General features: G+C 57.8%; 9 protein-coding genes and 1 tRNA gene. 5 read left to right on the forward strand and 5 right to left on the reverse strand.

Features of this window, described 5'->3' with window-relative positions:
- Nucleotides 1-90: 90 nt before the first annotated feature.
- Nucleotides 91-981, forward strand: a complete 891-nt coding sequence (locus MKZ79_RS10195) for an alpha/beta hydrolase (protein WP_336141723.1) — start codon at nt 91-93, stop codon at nt 979-981.
- 60 nt (nt 982-1,041) lie between these two features.
- Here MKZ79_RS10195 and iroC read toward each other — a convergent pair whose 3' ends face one another.
- Nucleotides 1,042-4,701 carry a salmochelin/enterobactin export ABC transporter IroC gene (gene iroC / locus MKZ79_RS10200; RefSeq protein ID WP_336141729.1) on the reverse strand — a complete coding sequence of 1,220 codons (3,660 nt, stop codon included), beginning with the start codon at nt 4,699-4,701 and terminating at the stop codon, nt 1,042-1,044.
- Between the two features lie 86 nt (nt 4,702-4,787).
- Nucleotides 4,788-5,915: a glycosyltransferase gene (locus tag MKZ79_RS10205; protein WP_336141731.1), complete on the reverse strand. Its 1,128-nt coding sequence runs from the start codon at nt 5,913-5,915 to the stop codon at nt 4,788-4,790.
- 791 nt (nt 5,916-6,706) lie between these two features.
- Between MKZ79_RS10205 and MKZ79_RS10210 the strand changes: the two genes are divergently transcribed.
- On the forward strand, nt 6,707-7,945 hold the full coding sequence (locus MKZ79_RS10210; RefSeq protein ID WP_336141733.1) for an alpha/beta hydrolase-fold protein: 1,239 nt from the start codon (nt 6,707-6,709) through the stop codon (nt 7,943-7,945).
- Between the two features lie 376 nt (nt 7,946-8,321).
- Here MKZ79_RS10210 and MKZ79_RS10215 read toward each other — a convergent pair.
- Nucleotides 8,322-8,397: transfer RNA gene (locus MKZ79_RS10215), tRNA-Phe, on the reverse strand.
- Between the two features lie 801 nt (nt 8,398-9,198).
- On the opposite strand from MKZ79_RS10215, the gene MKZ79_RS10220 reads away from it, so the two are divergent.
- Nucleotides 9,199-11,352 (forward strand): ornithine decarboxylase, encoded by a 2,154-nt coding sequence (locus MKZ79_RS10220; RefSeq protein ID WP_336141735.1) that lies wholly within the window; start codon nt 9,199-9,201, stop codon nt 11,350-11,352.
- A gap of 121 nt (nt 11,353-11,473) precedes the next feature.
- Here MKZ79_RS10220 and MKZ79_RS10225 read toward each other — a convergent pair whose 3' ends face one another.
- Nucleotides 11,474-12,109 carry a TetR/AcrR family transcriptional regulator gene (locus MKZ79_RS10225; RefSeq protein WP_336141736.1) on the reverse strand — a complete coding sequence of 212 codons (636 nt, stop codon included), beginning with the start codon at nt 12,107-12,109 and terminating at the stop codon, nt 11,474-11,476.
- A gap of 269 nt (nt 12,110-12,378) precedes the next feature.
- On the opposite strand from MKZ79_RS10225, the gene MKZ79_RS10230 reads away from it, so the two are divergent.
- Nucleotides 12,379-13,599: a Tm-1-like ATP-binding domain-containing protein gene (locus MKZ79_RS10230; RefSeq protein ID WP_336141737.1), complete on the forward strand. Its 1,221-nt coding sequence runs from the start codon at nt 12,379-12,381 to the stop codon at nt 13,597-13,599.
- 1 nt (nt 13,600) lies between these two features.
- Nucleotides 13,601-14,428 (forward strand): phosphoenolpyruvate hydrolase family protein, encoded by an 828-nt coding sequence (locus MKZ79_RS10235; RefSeq protein ID WP_336141740.1) that lies wholly within the window; start codon nt 13,601-13,603, stop codon nt 14,426-14,428.
- 50 nt (nt 14,429-14,478) lie between these two features.
- Here the strand turns inward: MKZ79_RS10235 and mltC are convergent, their stop codons facing one another.
- Nucleotides 14,479-15,555 (reverse strand): membrane-bound lytic murein transglycosylase MltC, encoded by a 1,077-nt coding sequence (gene mltC / locus MKZ79_RS10240; protein WP_336141741.1) that lies wholly within the window; start codon nt 15,553-15,555, stop codon nt 14,479-14,481.
- Between the last annotated feature and the right edge of the window lie 24 nt (nt 15,556-15,579).

Consider the following 15,579-nt stretch of genomic DNA (forward strand, 5'->3'; position numbering starts at 1 on the left):
CGGCCTTCTTCCTTTGCATTTTTTGAGAGCAACTCAATGAATTACAAGGTATTTGGCAGCAAAAAAACGAGGGCGGCTTCAGGAGCGCTCGTGTTTTTTTTATGTTCTTTCATCGCTACCAGTGCGCAGGCCCGGCCCGATATGACGCCGCTGGGGCCGAACATCGCGGATAAAGGCTCGGCCTTTTATCATTTCAGCGTCCGCACGCTGGATTCCGCCGATGGCAAAAGACACTACAAAATCTGGACGGGCGTGCCGGACAAAAGCCCGCCGCCTGGCGGTTTTCCCGTAATGTATCTGCTGGACGGCAACGCCGTGATGGACAGGCTTTCAGACTCGCTGCTGCAGAAGCTGTCGGCGCAGAATCCGCCGGTGATTATTGCTGTGGGCTACCAGACTGACAAACCTTTCGATCTGCTCGCCAGAAGCTACGACTATACGCCGCCGGTCGCGGATAATGAGGGGAGCGGGCCTTTCAGAGGCAGAAAAGGCGGTGGCGACGCGGCTTTCCGTCGCCTGCTGGAGGAAACAATCGCGCCGCTGGCTGAAAAAGGCCTGAGGATAAACGCCGACGAGCGCGGCCTTTGGGGACATTCGTTAGGGGGTATTTTTGTGCTGAACGCCTGCTTCTCCTCATCGCTTTTTCACTCCTGTTATTCCACCAGCCCGACGCTGAACCGGCAGTATGAAGGCGTGCTGACAAAACTGGAGCAAACTGATAAACAACATTTCTGCGCTAAACGGCTCTATGTGATCGAAGGCGACGGGCTGCCGGGCAAAAATCCGCAGGCGCCCGCGCCGGACATCCAGAACAAAGTGCGCGCCGTGCTGGCTTCGCTACAAAAGCAGGGGCTGACCGCTGCTTACTGGTCAGATCCCCAACTCTCACATGGCCAGACGTTTAACGCAGGTTTTCAGCAGGCTTTGCTGCACCTGGCGCAGCAGGGTGAAGAGCGTGAAGCGTGCTATCACTCTGACTGAAGGCGGCAGTGAAAACGGCGCGCGCAGCAAAACCGCGCGCGCCCAAATAACCTTTTTCCGCTACGGCGTTGCCTCTTCCAGCGCCTCTTCAACCTGCGACGCTTGCTCAATCCCAGCGCTGTCGCGCCATAGCCGCGCATAAATTCCCTTCGCCGCAAGCAGCTCCGCGTGAGTGCCATATTCAGCTATGCGACCCCGTTCCATCACGGCTATCGCATCGCAACGGCAGGCAGTGGTAAGACGGTGAGCCACCACCAGCGCCGTTCGCCCCATCACGCGCGCGCTTTCGGCCAGTGAAGTCATGAGCTTCTCCTCGGCCGCGCGATCCAGACGCGCCGTGGCCTCGTCGAGCAGCAGCACATGCGCTCCGGCGAGCTGCGCCCGGGCCAGCGCGATAAGCTGGCGCTGCCCGGCCGACAGGCCCGCGCCGCCGTTGCTGACCGGCGTACGGAATCCCTGCGGCAGCGCGCGTACCGTGCCGAGCAGACCGGCCTGGCGCGCCGCGTTCTCGACTTGCTTGTCGCTGCTGCCGGGACGCGCATAGCGGATGTTTTCGGCAATATCGCCGCTGAACAGCGCGACGTCCTGCTCTACCAGTCCAACCTGCGCGCGGTAGTCGGCCAGCGGCATTTCGCCGATAGCGCGCTCGCCGACGCGGATATCGCCGCTCGTTGGCGAATAAAGACCGGCAATCAGCTTGATCAGCGTCGATTTGCCCGCGCCGCTGGAGCCGACCACGGCCACCACGCTGCCTTCCGGAATAGCGAGACTCAGTTTATCCAGCGCCGCCTTGCTGCTGTCAGGATAGCGGAAAGTCACCGCCTCCAGCTTCAGCGCGCCTTTCAGCGGCGTCGGCGTCGCGGACTGCGCGGGCCGCAACGGTTCAACGCCTTCGGCAGCCAGCAGCTCGTCAATCTGTTTGCCGCTGGCGGAGGCCTGCTGCCAGGCGTCGACAATGCCCGAGAGCTGCTGCACCGGCCCGTAGAACTGGCCCAGCAGCAGGAAGAAGGCGGCAAGCACGCCAGCCGTCATCTCTCCTTCGGCGACGCGTGATGCGCCAACCAGCAGCACGATGGCGTAAGAGGCTTCCGTACAGAAGGTCAGGAAAGGGAAATAGACGGCAAGATACTTCTGCGCTCGCACGCGGGTAGCGCGGAAGCGATCCGACAGCGTGCGCAGTTTGGCCGCTTCCGCATCCTGCTGGCCGTGCGACTGCACCACGCGTAAACCCGAAACTTTTTCCTGAAGCGTGCTGTTGACCTTGCCGATCTCCTGACGAGCCTGCGCATAGGCTGGCGAGCTTAAGCGGCGATAAATCAGCGTTGCCGCTATCACTACCGGAATTGCGCCCAGCGCCGCCAGGGCAAGCACGGGATCGAGCCAGAACATCGCTATTGCGATTGCCGCCATGGTAATCAGGCTGGTGGCGGTGCTGGCGAGACCGTTCTGTAAAAAGCGCGCCAGCGCATCGACGTCTACGGTCATGCGGGTAAGGCGAGTATCGGTGTGCTGCTCATGGTAAGGCAGGCCCAGTCGCAGCAGCTGGCCGAAGCTGCGCAGCCGCACCGTATGCTGTACCGATTCCGCCGCGCGCGCGGAGACGATAGTTTGCAGGGAGTAGCAGCACCAGCTGATAGCCGCCAGCAGCAGCGCGCCCAGCGCGCAAATGCCGACCGTGCTTAAATCGCTCATCGCCACGCCGGAATCGATGCCGCGCTTCAGCAGCATCAGCACCCCGACGCTGGCCGCAGAGTCCACGGCGATCAGAACGGCAGCGGCGACGAACAGCCAGGCGACGGGGGAAACCAGCGAGGTGATGCGTCGCGCTTTATCGGTGTGCGCCAGCTCAATAGCGCGCTCCGGTACACGGCTCATACGCTCGCGGAAACCGTTGCCGGGGTCTGCCGTGTCCGCTGCGGCTGCGGCAGGCTCGGGCCAGAGCTGCGCGTCCGGAGTCGCGGCATCTTCCAACAGATCGCCCGTGCCGGACATTAGCGCGCGGAAGGCTGGCGAACGCGCCTCAAGCTCGGCCTGAGTGCCGATATCAACGACGCGTCCCTGTTCCAGCACCACGATTTTGCTGGCTAACTTCAGCGTTGAACGGCGGCGCGCTATCACCAGCAGCATACGATCGTCGTCGGCATAGCGACCCAACGCGGTATTAATCTCCGCTTCGGTGCCCGCATCCACGGCGGAGGTGGTGTCGTCCAGTATCAGAATATCTGGCGCGGTCAGCAGCGCGCGGGCCAGCGCCAGACGCTGTCTTTGGCCGCCGGAGAGATTGGCCGCGCGTTCGGCCAGTTTGCTGTTGAAGCCCTGCGGCAGCGCCTGGATAAACCCTGTAGCGCCAGCCGCGTCGGCCGCGCGACGGATTGCCGCTTCGGTCGCGCCAGGATGGCCATAGGCAATATTCTCGGCGACCGTACCGGCGAAAAGAAAGGTGTCCTCAAATACCACGCCAACCGCGCGACGCAGTTCGTCCAGCCGCAGATCGGCAATATTCTGGCGGCCGCGATCGGTCTGAAGCCACAGCTGCCCGGCAGTGGCGTCGTAAAAGCGGGAAAGCAGCATCAGCAGCGTCGATTTACCCGATCCCGAACCGCCGACGATGGCGACGGTTTCTCCGGCGCTCACGGAAAACGACACGTCTTGCAGCACGCTTGCGCCGCTGTCGTAGTTAAAGCCGACCTTTTCCAGCGTCAGGCCGACGACTTTGCCCTCTACGGATTCCGCGCCGTCCTGCATTTGCGGTTGGGTATCAATAAGCGTAAACACGCGCTCGACGGAGGCCTGGGTACGCTGGGCGATCACCAGAAACGAGGCGAACACGCGGGTAGGGCCGGTCAGCATAGCGAGAAAACTGGCGAAGGCCACAAAGGTGCCGAGGTCGATGCGCCCGGCCATGACCGACCAGCCGCCGAAGCCCAGCAGCACAATCTGGCCAAGCACCGGCAGCGCCAGCATGGTCGCGCCCGGCATCGCCTGGGAGATAGCCGCGCCGATACGCACGCGCACCATATATCGCGACTCGCGATCCAGCCACTTCATTTCGCGCAGCTCGGCCACGCAGGATTTAACCACGGCGATCTGCGTCAGCACTTCGCGCATATGTTCCGTCATCGTGGCAAGGCGGTCGGAAGCCAGGCCGGTTTGAGCAAACACGCGACGACGCGCGCGCAGCGCAGTAATCGCCAGACCGGCCAGCACGGCGACCACAATCAGCGTCATCGCCGGAGACATCCACAGCATCACGCTCAAACCGGCGACGTAGTAGGTCAGCACGGCCAACGGAACAGGGGACATTTGCAGCATGATATGCATCTGTTGCAGATCGCTATTCGTGCGCGAAATCACCTGACCGGTACGCAGCGCATCCTGTCCGGAACCGTCCAGCTTCTGAATACTGTCGAAAACCCGGCCTCGCAACGTGTGTTGCACCCAGAGCGACAGCTCACCGGCATAGCCGCGCCGCACATAGTTGCCGATAAAATCGAACAGTGCGATAAAAAGCAGCCCGGCCGCCAGCCAGGGCAGTCGTGCGGTATCGCCCGCCAGCGCGTCGTTGACCGCCTGCCGCGTTAACAGAGGCGTCAGGGCGGCAAGAAGAATGGTTGAAACCGAGGCGAAAATAACCACCAGGCTGAGTTTCTTTCGTTCCCAGCAAACGCCGGCCAGGCGCACAAGCCATGAAGCTGGCTTTGAAGAAGGAGCAGTGGGCATCAAGCCTCCGTTATCTGCTGTAAGGGCTATGCATTAACCCGCTAAAAGTTGCGCCGGGACGACGAGGCCGCCGGCGCGCTATCGTTTCAGGCCGCTTTTAAGCCACCTTTCAGGCTGGCGATAAGCTGCGCCGCCACCTCGGAAGGGGTAGCCTGCGCGGCCATCTCCGCCGCAACCTGCGCTGAGGCGACGCGCAGCGCATCATTGCTCAAAAAGGTGTTGATCAGCGTTGCGGAGAGGCCGTTTTCGCCGGGAATAATGCCGCAGCCTCGATCCACTACCGCTTTGGCATTAACGGGCCGATCCGCGCCTTCGCCGAAGACGATTTGCGGGATACCGGCGTGCAGAGCGGTAAGCGTGTTGCCCGCGCCGCCGTGATGAATAAAGCCGTCGGCGCCGTTAAGGAACAGCCCCATCGGCATCCAGTCGACAAGGCGCACGTTCGGCGGCAGCTTGCGCAGTCCGGCGCGCGCGTTTGCCGACAGGTGCAGAATGATTTCCGCCTCCACCTCATTGGCGGAGTCCATCACCCAGGAGATAAGATCCAGGCCGTCCACCATCGGCTTGACGGTGCCCAGGCTCACCAGCAGGCGCTTACGATCCGGCTTTCTTTCCCACCACGCTTCCCAGACCGCGCCGCCGTTATAGGGCACGTATTGCATTGGGATCACCGGTTCGCCGTCGTTTTCCAGCATGCTCATGCTCGGCGGCGTCACGTCAATCCAGGCCAGATCGCGCGGCGGCGCTTCGACGCCGTGGCGACGATAGGCATCGGCCAGCGAGCGCGTCACGCCTTTGATATGCCAGGGTTTGTGGGCGAAGCCTACCGACTGCATTACCACCGGAATATTGAACCTGGCGCCCAGCAAAGGGCCGACAACGCCAAGCGGCGGATAGACGATCAGGTCGGGCTTCCACTCGGCCGTGAACTCGACCAGGCGATCGGCCATCTCTTCGCTGAAGAAAGAGAAGTTGCCCATTTTGGTGCCCGCATTGCTTTTTTTACGGCGATCTTCCCGCCGCCGATAGTCGGCTTCTGAATCAAAACCGGGCGCGGCGTCAAAGGCCACCAGGCCCGCTTCCGCCGCTTTCTGCGCAAATTTTCCCGAGCTTGCAATTAAGACTTCATGCCCGTTTACGCGAAACGCCTGAGCGAGAGAAAATACCGGATATAACAGCCCATATAAGGGCGGGCCAACAAAGAGAATACGCATAGAAAAATCCATCTCCTGCCTGACAGGCATAATCCGTTAATGCGATCTGTCGATCTAATCATGGATTAATTGTCAGGTTAATATACAGCTAACCAGAACTGAGTCCTTTTAAATAAAAGGGATAATACTCAGTCACCGTAAATAACGCGGCTCGTCAGGTAACGCCAGCGTCAAATCCAGACTCTAATCTCAATAAAATAATAACCGCGCAAAGCGTGTTATTACGTAATAGCGATAAAAAACAGATTGCCGTTCGCCATATAATACCAGGGAAACTGTGGGTAAACAGACGAGTCGCTACGTCTGCGCTGATAGAAAAATCTTGTCGTTAAGGCATCGGACGCCGCAGGACAAGCCTGACGGAGAGAGAGTTGCGTATAAAAGTATCTCAGCATCAATTTATCTCAGCATAAGATAATGGAAAAGCTACTCTGCCGACGTGGGCTGAGAAAGCTATTTGCCTGGAGCCCCCTGTTGCCGGGCTCTGTTAATTACGCTAGCACAGTTTAAAACGGAATGTAAATTCACTATTTACAAAACAAAATAAAAATATAAGTAATTAACCATGCGGTAAGGAAGGACAGGTAGAGTAATTATCCGCTTAGTTTCGCGGTGTATTTATTTGTGATTTCTTATATTAATCCTTACTGTCAGGATAACTATTTGTTTGAGATGCTAGTCTGTTTTTTACGTTACCAATATGGCTTTTTTATCGTGACACTGCAATTCGCAGGCTATATTATTGAATAGCTAAATATAAATAACCTTATTTATTTCACGGAATAGCGGCAATGAGGAATATCGCGCTGACTACTTGTAAAACAGAACGCCTGCTCGCTCAGTTAGCCATGCGCAGCGTAGCGGATATCGCGCAGTTTTGGCACGAGGCTGCGACGATCGGTCTGCCGTTGGTAGTTCAATCTGCCGCAGGCCGTGACGAGCGCGACGTCACCTTTCTGTGGCGCGCGGAAAAACCGCTTCAGGGCGTTTACCTCAGCCTTAATCGCGTGACCGACAAAGAGCGCGTCGGGCAAGGAATGCTGGAGCGCATCCCGGCAAGCGATATCTGGATACTGACCCTGAGGCTGCCTGCCGCTTACTGCGGTTCCTATACATTTACCGAAATCCCGCCGGAAACCCCGACTGAGCGGCTTTCGCAGCTCGGCACACGCCGCCCGCCGTTTCCCGGCCAGGCAGATCCGCTGAACAGCACGCCCGGTATCCGCGTGCGCGGAAACAGGGAGTCGGTGCTGGCGCTTGATCAGGCTCCGGCGCAAAAAGAGTGGGCCGTTACCGGAGCGCCGCGCGGCACGCTTACGGTTTCCTGTCCTGTCGTCGCCGGAAAATCGCGACGGGTTCGCCTCTGGCTTCCCGATACGGATAACGCCACGCCATTGGGTTTGCTGGTATTGCCCGATGCCGAAAGCTGGTTTGATCATGTCGGCGTACTGGCCGCCCTCGATGCGGCTATCGCCAGCGGCCGCATCGCGCCTTTGGCGGTGTTGGGGATCGACAATCTGGATGAGGCGGATCGCGCCGCCATTCTTGCCGGAAACCGCGAATTGATTACGGACGTAGCGGAGCGTCTGGTACCGCAGGCTCGTGCGGATCATCCTGAACGCGTATGGGCAGGGCGCGCGCGCACCGTGCTGTGCGGACAGAGTCTTGGCGGCATTACCGCATTGATGGCCGCTGTCCATGCGCCGGAGACTTTTGGCGCGGTAATCAGCAGCTCGCCTTCGATGTGGTGGATGCCGGATAACAGCCGACGGCCTGCGATGTTCAAAGATACCGACGTTTCGTGGGTAAGCGAGCACGTGCTTGCCGCGCTGCCGATCAGGGTAAAGATTCGGCTCTGTATTGGAGCGTTGGAAGGGACGATGGTGCCGCATGTCCATCAACTGCACCAACGGCTTATTGCCGCGGGTGTGGAAAGCACGCTAAGGGTTTATACCGGCGGCCACGATTACGCCTGGTGGCGCGGCGCGCTGATTGACGGACTGGAGGGCGGCGCGGCTCAGCAAGGCTGAGGAGGCATAATCGCCGCAACAGGCGGCGGTTTTCTGCCGCTCAGTGAGGGTTGTGGCGGTATGATTTATCGCTTTATAGCGGCATAAGGATTACCAGCGTCAGGACGAGCAGGGCACCGGTAGAGCTAAAAAGGAACGTTATGAAAAAATGCTGGAACGGGGATTGTCGCACTGTACGAACAGCAGCAGCCTGTTCGAAGGAAGAAAGTTGAACGAAAAAAAGGGAATCTGCGTGAACAGATTCCCTTTTTAAGAGGCTATTTCTGAATATCAACCAGGGCAACATTACGCTACACACTGGAGAAGGTTCTGTATGAACGGCCTCTCTCTTTTCCGCCCGTTAAAGGGTAACCTCTAACCAGCGTACTTTGAATAGTGGTGCCCGGACTCGGAATCGAACCAAGGACACGGGGATTTTCAATCCCCTGCTCTACCGACTGAGCTATCCGGGCAACGAGGCGCATTAAACAGGAGTCGCGGAAAAGCGTCAACGGCTTTATGCAGAAAAACGATCCGTTTGCACTCTTTTCCATCAAAGTGGCGGGATTTACGCCGTTTTCGCGCAGGTAAAATACCTCTTAATGCTTACGGCGAAGGAAGAACACCACTTTGCACCTGCGGCACAGGCGCAAATTGAGTATTAGTTACATCATATTAAATTGTGAATGCAAATTCGGCCGTGCCCGTTTCCGGTAGCTTTTAAGCTTGCTGAAAGAGCTAACGGCTGGAGCAGGGCAGAGTATCCCGCTGAAAATAGTCGCTCAGTCATCTAAAGAATCACGCTAAATGATTGAATAGGTTTGCATTATAACTGCATAAGCACCAAAAATATTTGCTAACTATCCGCTTTATTCTCTTTATCAGTTTGAATATAAAGAAATTTATAAAATGCTCTGCTGGCAGGCTGGCGTAACCGCCGCCTTGAACATCAAAATAAAAGATGCGATTATTGCGCCGTTTCCCGACCCGCGAGGCCGCCACTATGCCAGCTCTGCCGCACCTTCATGCTTCTTCGCTGCCGCGCCGCCGATCCGCCCAGATTGTCCTGTTCTTCACGCCCTTTACCGTGCGGTGAGGCTTCGCTTCACCCTGAGCCATGAGTAAAAGCAGCCGCGCGCTGATTTTACTGATGTCTGTTGGTCGAAGCTGGTTATTTCACTGCCGATCTCCCAGATGTTTTCGTCGGGCAAAGGCCGAGCCTTTTCCCGTTGCCGTGCCTCCGGCACCCTTATCCTTGCCCAGGGATTTGCGTAATGACACCATTAAAAATTGCCGCCAGCACTACCGTGGCCATCCACCTTCAGACCGGCCGCGAAGTGGTCACGCTGGAAAAAACCGACTTTACCGATGTGGCGGCGATCGTGCTCTCCGTCGCCGACTCGCGCAGCGGTATGCTGGCGCTGCTGCGCCATACCGGTTTTAACCTGCCGGTGTTTATTTCGCTGGACGACTTAGCGCAGGCAGAAGATCTGCCGGAAGTCACCGGTTTGCTGACGGGCGCGGACGATGACGCCGCCAGGCTGGAAGCCGCTGCTGCGGACTATCAGGCCGGGCTACTGCCGCCGTTTTTCAATACGCTGACCAAGTACGTGGCGATGGATAACAGCACCTTTGCCTGTCCGGGACATCAGGGTGGGGCGTTTTTTAAAAAACATCCGGCCGGGCGCCAGTTCTACGACTTCTTTGGCGAGAACATCTTCCGCGCCGATATGTGCAATGCCGACGTTAAGCTGGGCGATCTGCTGATCCACGAAGGATCGGCCAAGCACGCGCAGAAATTTGCGGCAAAGGTATTCAACGCGGACAAAACCTACTTTGTGCTTAACGGCACCTCCAGCGCCAATAAAGTCGTGACCAATGCCTTGCTGACGCGGGGCGATCTGGTGCTGTTCGATCGTAACAACCATAAATCCAACCATCACGGCGCGCTGATCCAGGCGGGCGCAACGCCGGTTTATCTGGAAACGGCGCGCAATCCCTTTGGTTTTATCGGCGGCATCGACGCGCACTGCTTCGACGAAGGCTGGCTACGCGAGCAGATCGCCGCGGTTGCGCCGGATCGCGCCAGCCAGCCGCGGCCTTTCCGTCTGGCGATTATCCAGCTCGGCACCTATGACGGCACGGTCTATAACGCGCGCAAGGTGATCGACAGCATCGGGCATCTTTGCGACTACATCCTGTTCGACTCCGCCTGGGTAGGCTACGAGCAGTTTATTCCGGTGATGGAAGCCTGCTCGCCGCTGCTGCTGGAGCTGAACGAAAACGATCCGGGCATTTTCGTTACCCAGTCGGTACACAAGCAGCAGGCCGGTTTTTCGCAGACCTCGCAGATCCATAAAAAAGATAATCATATTCGTGGTCAGCAGCGTTTTTGCAGCCACAAGCGGCTTAACAACGCTTTTATGCTGCACGCCTCGACCAGCCCGTTCTATCCGCTGTTCGCCGCGCTGGACGTTAACGCCAAAATGCACCAGGGCGAAGCCGGACGTCGCCTGTGGCACGAATGCGTGATGCTGGGCATCGACGCGCGCAAGGCGATCCTGGCGAAGTGCGAAATGATTAAACCTTTTATCCCGGATGAAGTGGACGGCAGATTATGGCAGGAGGCGCCGACCGGCGAGATCGCCGCCGACAGCCGCTACTTCAGCTTTGCGCCGCGCGCCGCCTGGCATGGCTTCGCCGGTTATGAAAAAGATCAGTATTTGATCGATCCCTGCAAGCTGCTGCTGACCACGCCGGGCATCGACGCCGCCAGCGGCGAATATGCCGACTTCGGCATTCCGGCGACCATCCTCGCCAACTACCTGCGCGAAAACGGCGTGGTGCCGGAAAAATGCGATCTGAACTCGATCCTTTTTCTGCTGACGCCGGCGGAAAGCGTGGAGAAAATGGCGCATCTGGTGGCGAAGCTGGCGCAGTTCGAGCGCCACATTCAGGAAGATGCGCTGCTGCGCGACGTGCTGCCCACTATCTACCGTAAAAACGCCGCGCGTTACGAAGGCTATACGCTGCGTCGTCTCTGTCTGGAGATGCACCAGCTCTATGTCGATCATGACGTGAAAGATCTGCAAAAAGCGATGTTCCGTCAGGAAAGCCTGCCGAAAGTGGCAATGAACCCGCAGGATGCGAACAGAGAGTTTATCCGGGGCAACGTTGAGCTGGTGCCGATCGCTGAGGCGGAAGGGCGTATTGCGGCGGAGGGTGCGCTGCCTTATCCGCCAGGCGTGCTCTGCGTGGTGCCGGGCGAAATCTGGGGCGGCGCGGTGCAGCGCTATTTCCTGGCGCTGGAGAAAGGGCTGAACGGTTTACCGGGCTTTTCGCCGGAGCTGCAGGGCGTTTATGTCGAAACGGACGCGCAGGGCGTAAAACGGCTGATGGGCTATATGCTTAATCAACAGGCTGGCTAAGCGGCCGATCTCCCGGTCTTCGCGCCGGGATTGCGTATGAAGTACCGGCGTCTTTAGTAGGGATAAGCGAAAACAATGGGGCGGAAAGACCGTCCCATTTTTACAGCCGCGCCATCTTTGCTCAGTTAACCTGCAGCGCGGCGTCTTCCCGCGCCTGGCGCATAATCGCTTTGGCGATCCACTTGCCGATATCCTGTAGCTGGTCGTTGTCACAGCCCCAGATATCCTTCATAACCAGAAATATCTCCGAGCCGTAAACCAGCGACAGGGATTTGATCACCCGCTCGACGATCTCCGGCGGCAGCTCGTCATTCAACGGCTCCAGCACGTGCTGCAACAGCGCTTTACGATTTCCCCTCACCAGCTTCTCTTTATCCGCTTTATCGTTGGCGCGTGACTGCGCCCATTGCGTCAGCGAAAGATGCAGCGCCGCCCGCAGCGTTCCCTCATGTTCCAACATGCGTGGAAAAGCGAACGTCAGCAGCTCTTCAATACGATCGCTGGCTTCTTCGCGGGTAGGGCGCCAGCTTTTGATCGGGCTGAGCGTCTCCGTCACGATGGCGGAAACCAGCGCGCTTTGCGTGGGAAAATAGCGGTAGGCCGTTGCGCGAGAAAGCTGAGCTTCCTGTGCGACTTCGGTGATGGATGGAAACGCGCCGCTGTCAAAAAGCCGCATGGCGGTTTCAATCAGTAAACGACGAGTTCTTGCGCGTGTGGCGGTCAGCTTTACAACCCCAGCGGAATCCCTTTGCTCCACATTAACCTCTATTTTGTTAAATCTGCCTGATATTCAAGCGATTGAAGACGGCAGCGGTCAGGAGCGCCGGCGTCTACAGGACAGGTTTCGTTATTAAGCATAGCCAACATCCGTGTGAGACACCTATTCCATTCAATTGATTTATCATTGATGATAGTGATACTGTTATCTCATCAGACTGAAAGTTAAAACTCTCAGTCTTTATTTACTGTTTTATTGCTTTTTTATCAAGTCTTTATTCTGTCTAATAACAGGGTGTTGTTACGACCATGACTAATCATAGTGGCTATATTTACGCCGTCGCAACGGCAGATACTAAAGGAAGGGAACTGTTTTACGTCAGCGACTGCCTGCAAAGAGCCGGCGCTGAAGTGGTAACAGTTGACCTGTCAACTCAATCAGTTAACACGCCTTCCGAGGCCGATTTCCCGCCGGCGCTGATAGCCGATTTCCATCCGCAAGGGCGTGAAGCGGTGTTCTGCGGCGATCGCGGCAGGGCCATCGATGCCATGGCGCTGGCATTTAAGATATTCCTTAGCCAACGTCGGGATCTGCTTGGCGTGATCGGGTTGGGCGGCTCCTGTGGTACGGCGTTGATTACGCCGGCGATGCAGGCGTTGCCGATCGGCGTGCCGAAAGTGATGGTGTCGACGATGGCTTCCGGCGACATCTCCGGCTACGTAGGCGCCAGCGATATCAGCATGATCTACTCGGTCACCGATGTTTCGGGCCTCAACCGCATTTCGCGCCGGGTATTAGGCAATGCGGCGCACCAGATGGCGGGCGCGGTACTCTTTCCTGTTACGGAAGACCATAACGACAAGCCCGCGCTGGGTCTGACCATGTTTGGCGTCACCACGCCCTGTATTCAGACGGTCAGCGCCATGCTGGAAGAGCGTTACGACTGCCTGGTGTTTCACGCCACCGGCAGCGGCGGCAGGGCGATGGAGAAGCTGGTCGACAGCGGTATGCTGAGCGGGCTGCTCGATTTAACCACCACCGAAGTCTGCGACTATCTGTTCGGCGGCGTACTGGCCTGTGATGAAACGCGCTTTGACGCCGTGGCCAACAGCGGCATTCCCTGCGTAATCTCCTGCGGCGCGCTGGATATGGTCAATTTCGGCCATCCTTCAACGGTGCCGGCAAAATATGCCGATCGGCTTTTCTACCACCATAATGCGCAGGTCACGCTGATGCGCACCACGCCGGAAGAAAACGTGGCGATGGCGAAGTGGATAGCGGAAAAGCTGAATCGCTGCGAAGGCTATATCACCTTCCTGATCCCGGACGGCGGCTTCTCCGCGCTGGACGCGCCAGGCCAGGCCTTCTGGTCGCCGGAAGCCCGCGAAGCCTTTACCAGCACGCTGGAAGCGAATCTGCAGCAGACCAGCCGCCGCGTTATTCGCCGCCTGCCGTTTAATATCAACGATCCTCAGTTTGCCCGCGCCGCGGTCAACGAGTTCCGTCAGCTGGCCAATGGGGGATATTAAAATGGCTTTCACCCGTCAGGAGATATTAACTAAATTCAACGCCATGATTGCGCGAGGCGAGCCGATTATCGGCGGCGGCGCCGGTACGGGACTTTCCGCTAAATGCGAAGAGGCTGGCGGCATCGATCTGATCGTTATCTACAACTCAGGCCGCTATCGTATGGCGGGACGCGGCTCGCTGGCCGGGCTGCTGGCCTATGGCAACGCCAACGAGATCGTGGTGGATATGGCAAAAGAAGTGCTGCCGGTGGTGAAAAACACGCCCGTGCTGGCGGGCGTCAACGGCACCGATCCTTTCTGTCATTTCGATAAGTTTCTCGACGATCTCAAGGCCATGGGCTTTTCGGGCGTGCAGAACTTCCCTACGGTTGGGCTGATCGACGGCAACTTCCGCGCCAATCTGGAAGAAACCGGCATGGGCTACGAACTGGAAGTGGAGATGATCCGACTTGCCGCGCAGAAAGAGATGCTGACCACGCCTTATGTCTTTAGCGCGGAAAACGCCGTAGCGATGACCCAGGCGGGCGCGGACGTGATCGTAGCGCATATGGGCCTGACTACCGGCGGCAATATCGGCGCGGAAACGGCGTTTAAGCTGGCGGACTGCGTCCCCTTAATCAACGAGTGGGCGCAGGCCGCGAAAAAAGTGCGTCAGGACGTGATCGTACTGTGCCACGGCGGCCCGATCGCCACGCCGCAGGACGCGAGCTATATTCTGGCAAACTGTCCGCAGTGCGACGGCTTCTACGGCGCCAGCTCGATGGAGCGTTTGCCGACCGAAACCGCGCTGACCGAAACCACTAAGCAGTTTAAAAATATCAGCCGCTAAGCGCGCGAGCGGAAGAAAAAGGCGGAGAGTGAATCCGCCTTTTTTCTGCCTTAATAGCGGTGGTAGCTCTTCTGCGCGCTGTTCACCTTGTAGAGATAGCGGCGCGACTCGGCGGAAGGATGGCTGGTGGTCAACGTCTGGTAGACCTCGGCAGGCGACAGGCTGTTGATGGCGCTGAACGCCCGGTTCTTGTCGCTGGAGAAAACCCGCAGCACGCTGCCCGCGCCGCCGTTATAGGCGGTGATCACCGCGTAGCGGCGTGAAACCGGGTTGGCGATGCCGGAAAGGTAGCTGTCCTGCAGCAGCGAAAGATAGGCGGTTCCCGCGTCGATATTGTTTTCCGGATCGAGCAGATAGCTGCGGCTCGGCTTGCCCCATTTCCCTTTCATACGGAACACATCCACACCGGCGGTGTGCTGGACGACCTGCATCAGGCCCAGCGCGTCGGCATGGCTGACCGCGTAGGGGTTAAAGCTCGACTCAATCTGCATGATCGCCAGGATCAGCGACTGATCCACGCCATATTTTTCTGCCGCCTTGCGTACTATCGGCAAATATTTATGCGCACGCTTATCCAGATGGTTAGGCACCATCGGAATGGTGACCGACCAGATAATATGCAGACCGGCGTTGCGGCGCTGCAGCTTATTCTGAATCAGGTAGTCGGCGAAGCTGGCGGCGCGTCCCTGCCAGCGAATCGGCTGACCGGTGTTATCCAGCACCTGGCCGTAGAGCAGCGGCTCCTGGCCCAGCTGAATATCGTTAGCGTCGGAATAGAGATCGACATTGCCCGGATCTTCGCCGATCAGCAGCGTGGTGATGATCGCCTGACGCAGGCTGGCTATCGGATCGGTGCCGGCGATGGTTTCAATAGTGATGCTACCGGCGTCAAAGTTGATATGACTGCGCGTGTAATACTGATCGCTATATTTTACATAGTCTTTAGGGCCGGCGATCAGTACCTCGTTAATGCCCCAAATATTTTCGATGTTATGGGCAAACTGCCCCATCAGAATGTCGAATCCGTTGGTGTCCTTGACCCATTCTTCGTGGAAAACCGGCTTCTTATTGCTGGAACAGGAGATCAACAACGGCGCGATAACCAGCAAGCCTATCAGTTTCTTCATTATGTCGTGCTACGCCCAATATTG

The organism is Erwinia sp. CGal63 (genome assembly GCF_037026505.1).
Taxonomy (GTDB): Bacteria; Pseudomonadota; Gammaproteobacteria; order Enterobacterales; family Enterobacteriaceae; genus Erwinia.

Bases quoted from the DNA above. Each gene is read 5' to 3' on its own strand.
- iroC (WP_336141729.1), bottom strand. From the start codon at position 4,701: ATGCCCACTGCTCCTTCTTCAAAGCCAGCTTCATGGCTTGTGCGCCTG.
- MKZ79_RS10205 (WP_336141731.1), bottom strand. From the start codon at position 5,915: ATGCGTATTCTCTTTGTTGGCCCGCCCTTATATGGGCTGTTATATCCG.
- MKZ79_RS10210 (WP_336141733.1), top strand. From the start codon at position 6,707: ATGAGGAATATCGCGCTGACTACTTGTAAAACAGAACGCCTGCTCGCT.
- MKZ79_RS10220 (WP_336141735.1), top strand. From the start codon at position 9,199: ATGACACCATTAAAAATTGCCGCCAGCACTACCGTGGCCATCCACCTT.
- MKZ79_RS10230 (WP_336141737.1), top strand. From the start codon at position 12,379: ATGACTAATCATAGTGGCTATATTTACGCCGTCGCAACGGCAGATACT.
- MKZ79_RS10235 (WP_336141740.1), top strand. From the start codon at position 13,601: ATGGCTTTCACCCGTCAGGAGATATTAACTAAATTCAACGCCATGATT.
- mltC (WP_336141741.1), bottom strand. From the start codon at position 15,555: ATGAAGAAACTGATAGGCTTGCTGGTTATCGCGCCGTTGTTGATCTCC.